The sequence below is a fragment of the Desulfurellaceae bacterium genome, assembly GCA_021296095.1.
Lineage (GTDB): Bacteria > Desulfobacterota > Binatia > Bin18 > Bin18 > JAAXHF01.
The window spans coordinates 22,433-26,615 of the sequence record JAGWBB010000079.1 but is presented as its reverse complement, the minus strand read 5'-3'; the positions used below and the strand labels follow the sequence as shown (position 1 = coordinate 26,615).

Sequence of the window (4,183 nt, the reverse complement as noted above, 5' to 3'; positions counted from 1 at the left end):
TGCTATGGGTAGCCGATACCGCCGTGTCATGCCAGCCGTAGTGGGGGATTTTCAGCCGCCGCACGGCCAGCTATACATGGCACACCACCGACGGGAGGACGGCTATGCTAGACTACTACCGCGTCCTTGACCTGACCAATGAGCGCGGCCTGTTGTGCGGCCAGATTCTGGGCGACCTGGGCGCCGATGTCATCAAGCTTGAGCCGCCGGGTGGCTCCTCAGCCCGGCGGTTGGCGCCCTTTTTTCAGAACGAACCCCTATAACCGCAACAAGCGGGCCGTGACACTCGATATCAGCCAGCCCGAGGGCAAGCAGCTGCTGCGGCGTCTGGTCGCCGGCGCCCATTTTCTGACCGAGTCGGAACTGCCCGGCACGCTGGCCGAACTGGGGCTGGGCTATGAGGATCTGGCTGCGGACAACCCCGGCCTGATCTATGTCTCGATCACGCCCTTTGGCCAGAACGGCCCCAAGGCCAGCCATGCCGACAGCGATCTGGTCATTCTGGCCTCCGGTGGCCCGCTGATCCTGACCGGCGACGACGACCGTCCGCCGGTGCGGGTCAGCGTGCCCCAGGGCTATTTGCACGCCAGCGCCGGGGCGGCGGTGGCCGCGCTGATTGCCTCACACGAACGCCACCGCTCGGGCAAGGGCCAGCACATCGACATCTCGGCCCAGCAGGCGGTGGCCCAGGCCACCCAGTCCACTATCCTGGCCGGTCCGCTCAACGACGCCGAGATCAGCCGCATGTCCGGCGGCACGAAAATCGGCGACCTGCCGATTCGCCTGGTATGGCCGGCCAAGGACGGCCATGTGGCCATCACCTATCTGTTCGGCTCGGCCTTTGCCCATTTCACCAAACGCCTGATGGACTGGATCTACGAAGAGGGCCTGTGTGATGAGGCGACCCAGCAGACCGACTGGGTCGCCTACGGCGGCTATCTGTTCAGCGGCCCGGAGGCTATTGAGGACTACAAGCGGCTGACCCAAATCGTCGAGGACTTCACCCTCACCAAGACCAAGGCCGAGCTGCTGCAAGGCGCGCTCGACCGGGGCCTGCTGGTCGCCCCGGTCACCACCCTGGACGAGGTGGTCAACAGCCAGCAGCTGGCTTCGCGCGACTATTGGACCTCGGTCGACCACGGCCAGCTCGGCCGGGCGATCCGCTATCCCGGTCCGTTTGCCAAGTTCAGCGCTGCTCCGATCACCTATCGACGCCGTCCACCCCGGCTCGGCGAGCACAACCGTGAGATATATGGGCAGGAACTGGGCCTGAGTCCGGCCCAACTCGACCAACTCCAGACCAAGGGGGTCATCTGATGGAAAACGAACAGCCGCTGGCAGATGTCAAAGTGCTTGATTTCATGTGGGCGATGGCCGGGCCGGGCTCAACCCGGATTCTGGCCGATTACGGGGCGACCATCGTCCGGGTCGAGTCCACCACCCGCTTCGATGCGGTCCGCATGGTCGGTCCCTTCCACGACGGCCAACCCGGCCCGGAGAGTTCGGGCCTGTTCTACAATATGAACACCGGCAAGCTGCCCATCACCCTGAATATGTCCAAGGCTCCGGCCAAAGAGGTGATTCTGGATCTGGTGCGTCGTTCTCCCCCCGGGCGATGAAAACCTGGGGGCTTGACTATGCGGCCCTACGCCAGGTCAAGCCGGATATCATCATGCTCAGCACCTGCCTGATGGGCCAGACCGGCCCGCTGGCCAAATTCGCCGGCTTCGGCAATCTGGCGGCCGCCATCTCCGGCTTTTTTGATCCGACGGGTTGGCCCGACCGAGCGCCGGCCGGGCCGTTTGGGGCGTATACGGATTATATTGCCCCGTGGTACAACGCGGCGGCGATTCTGACCGCCCTGGAGTACAAGCGCCGGACCGGGCAGGGCCAGCATATCGACCTGTCGCAGGCCGAGGCCTCGCTGCACTTCATGGCTCCGGCCCTGCTGGACTATACCGCCAACGGCACAGTCCAGAGCCGGGCCGGCAACGACGACCGCAACTATGCCCCCCACGGCGTCTATCCGGCGGCCGGCAACGACGCCTGGATCGCCATTGCGACCCAGACCGAGGCGCAGTGGCAGGCTCTGTGCCGGGTCATTGAGCGACCCGAGTGGGCCAGCGACGAGCGTTTTGCCACCGTCGAGGGCCGGCGCGCCCATGGGGACGAAATCGACGCCGCCATCGCGGCCTGGACGAGCCGTCACGACGCGTTTGGGGCCGAATCCCGACTCCAGCAGGACAAGGTTCCGGCCAGCGCGGTGCGGACCATGCACCAGCTGTACCAGGACCCCCAGCTGCTCCAGCGCGAACACTTTGTTGACCTGGAGCACCCCCAGCACGGCACGACCACGGTTGAGGGCTCGCGCTTCAAACTGTCCCGCACCCCGGCCCAGATCGGTGGCGCGGCGGCCACCTTGGGCCGTGAAAACCAGTATGTGCTGGAAAAAATTCTGGGCTACAGCCAGGAAAAGATCACCGAGCTGGTGAGCGCCGAGGTGCTGGAGTAGGGGCGGGTTTGAAACCCGCCCGGACAGATTTGAAACCTACTCCTGCTCGCTTGCATATTCAGCGTTCCTTATCGAATGCGTCGCGCAGGGCAGCCGCCGCCTTGTCCAGGGCTCCGTCTGCCTTGCGGCTCAGAGAGGGGGGGGTGTACAGGAAGGCATGGGGCACCCCCGCATAGCGGGTGACACGCGCCGGCACCCCTGTAGCGGCTAACTTCCGGGCATACAACTCGCCCTCGTCTCTGAGCGGGTCGAACGCGGCCGTGATCACCAGAGCGGGAGGCAGGTCCGTGAGGTCATCGGCGAGCAAGGGCGAGGCATACGGATGCCGGCGGTCAGCCGGATTCGGCAGATACGCATCACGCGTGAATGCGTGCGCTGCCCCGCCAATAATATAGCCCTCGGCGAATACTTTGTGAGATTCCGTCTCCATCGCCGCAAAGTTCAACACCGGGTAGATCAGCAGCTGAAAGACGAGGGGCGGCCCGCCCAGGTCGCGGGCCTTCAGCGAGACGGCGGCCGCGAGGTTGCCCCCGGCGCTGTCGCCGCCCACGGCGAGCCGCGTCGCGTCGCCCCCAATATCCGCCGCGTGCGTATGTACCCAGGCGAGGGCGGCATAACTGTCGTCCACCGCCGCCGGGTAGACGTGCTCGGGGGCCAGCCGGTAGCCCACCGACACGATCATGGCACCGGAGCGGGCGGCCAAGTCGCGGCAGAGTGCATCATAGGTGTCCAAGTCGCCGAGCCGAAAGCCGCCCCCGTGGTAGAACACAAGGATCGGGAGCCGGACCGCCCGCGACGGCGCATACACCCGGATCGGGATTGCGCCGTCCGGACCGGGAATCCGGCGGTCTTCGACCCGGGGCAACGGCTGCGGGTCCCCCCACCACAGGAGGACCGCTCGCAGCGCGGCCCGCTCTTCCTCGACCGGGATAGTGCCGGGCGGCGGCGGTGCAGCGAGTCGCAGACCGACCGCGAACAGGAGGTCAAGTCTGCCGTGGGGGGTGAAGGTCCAGCTGTAGACCACCCCAGCGCCGATGACGGCGGCCAGGAGCAGCCCAATCCCCGCGATACGCATGGCGCGCTTGGTGCGACCGCGTGTCATGATGGCTTTCTCGCAGACGAGGTAGAGCAAATTACGATTCTGTGTAGACGCCTGTCATTCCTGCGGAAGCAGGAATCCAGCCCCCCAACCTCCCGACCGCTGGATGCCGGAGCACGTCCGGCATGACGAGCACGTAACGGCAGGGCTACAGCCGATCATAAAACGCTCCAGTCCTACTGATCGTTCAGCCTGAGCCCCGGCCGCTGCCAGCGCACGCTGACGACCCGGCCCAGCCCCGACTCGGTAATGTACAGGGTCTGCAAGTCGGGGCCGCCAAAGCAACAGTTGGTGAGTCTGGGGTCCTCGACCCGGATCGGCTCCAGCGGGCTGCCGTCCGCCTCGTGGACCGACACGATCCTGCCGTTATGGGCGCAGATCAGCAGGCAACCGGCCGCGTCGAGACACATGCCGTCCGGCGCGGCCGGCTGCGGCACGCTGGTCAGCAGGGCATCGACCGGCCACGAGCGCGGGGCGCCGGAGCGGGCCCCGGCGTCGACCTGGCCCAATACTCCCGGGCTCTGAATGGGAATCTGCCACACCCGGCCGGTGACCGACTCCAACACGATCAG

The 4,183-nt window shown here is 66.1% G+C and carries 6 protein-coding genes; 4 read left to right on the top strand and 2 right to left on the bottom strand.

Features of this window, described 5'->3' with window-relative positions:
- The first annotated feature begins 104 nt into the window (after positions 1-104).
- Genes J4F42_17295 through J4F42_17280 form a run of 4 tightly spaced genes read left to right on the top strand, consistent with a single transcriptional unit; the run spans position 105 to position 2,512 of the window.
- Positions 105-263 (top strand): CoA transferase, encoded by a 159-nt coding sequence (locus J4F42_17295; protein MCE2487273.1) that lies wholly within the window; start codon positions 105-107, stop codon positions 261-263.
- Positions 211-1,317 carry a CoA transferase gene (locus J4F42_17290; GenBank protein ID MCE2487272.1) on the top strand — a complete coding sequence of 369 codons (1,107 nt, stop codon included), beginning with the start codon at positions 211-213 and terminating at the stop codon, positions 1,315-1,317. Before J4F42_17295 ends, J4F42_17290 begins: the two co-directional genes overlap by 53 nt.
- Positions 1,317-1,619 carry a CoA transferase gene (locus J4F42_17285; GenBank protein MCE2487271.1) on the top strand — a complete coding sequence of 101 codons (303 nt, stop codon included), beginning with the start codon at positions 1,317-1,319 and terminating at the stop codon, positions 1,617-1,619. The genes J4F42_17290 and J4F42_17285 overlap by 1 nt, the downstream gene beginning before the upstream one ends.
- On the top strand, positions 1,616-2,512 hold the full coding sequence (locus J4F42_17280) for a CoA transferase (protein ID MCE2487270.1): 897 nt from the start codon (positions 1,616-1,618) through the stop codon (positions 2,510-2,512). Before J4F42_17285 ends, J4F42_17280 begins: the two co-directional genes overlap by 4 nt.
- A 58-nt stretch (positions 2,513-2,570) precedes the next feature.
- On the opposite strand, the gene J4F42_17275 is transcribed toward J4F42_17280, so the two are convergent.
- Both J4F42_17275 and J4F42_17270 read right to left on the bottom strand, forming a co-directional pair.
- The gene (locus tag J4F42_17275) at positions 2,571-3,614 is read right to left on the bottom strand and encodes an alpha/beta hydrolase (GenBank protein MCE2487269.1); all 1,044 of its coding nucleotides are present in this window, start codon (positions 3,612-3,614) and stop codon (positions 2,571-2,573) included.
- Positions 3,615-3,787: 173 nt separating this feature from the next.
- Positions 3,788-4,183 (bottom strand): SMP-30/gluconolactonase/LRE family protein (locus tag J4F42_17270; protein MCE2487268.1); only part of this gene is annotated, 396 nt, incomplete at its 5' end.

Excerpts from the sequence above, each read along its gene's own strand:
- J4F42_17295 (MCE2487273.1), top strand. The coding sequence starts at position 105 with ATGCTAGACTACTACCGCGTCCTTGACCTGACCAATGAGCGCGGCCTG.
- J4F42_17285 (MCE2487271.1), top strand. The coding sequence starts at position 1,317 with ATGGAAAACGAACAGCCGCTGGCAGATGTCAAAGTGCTTGATTTCATG.
- J4F42_17280 (MCE2487270.1), top strand. The coding sequence starts at position 1,616 with ATGAAAACCTGGGGGCTTGACTATGCGGCCCTACGCCAGGTCAAGCCG.
- J4F42_17275 (MCE2487269.1), bottom strand. The coding sequence starts at position 3,614 with ATGACACGCGGTCGCACCAAGCGCGCCATGCGTATCGCGGGGATTGGG.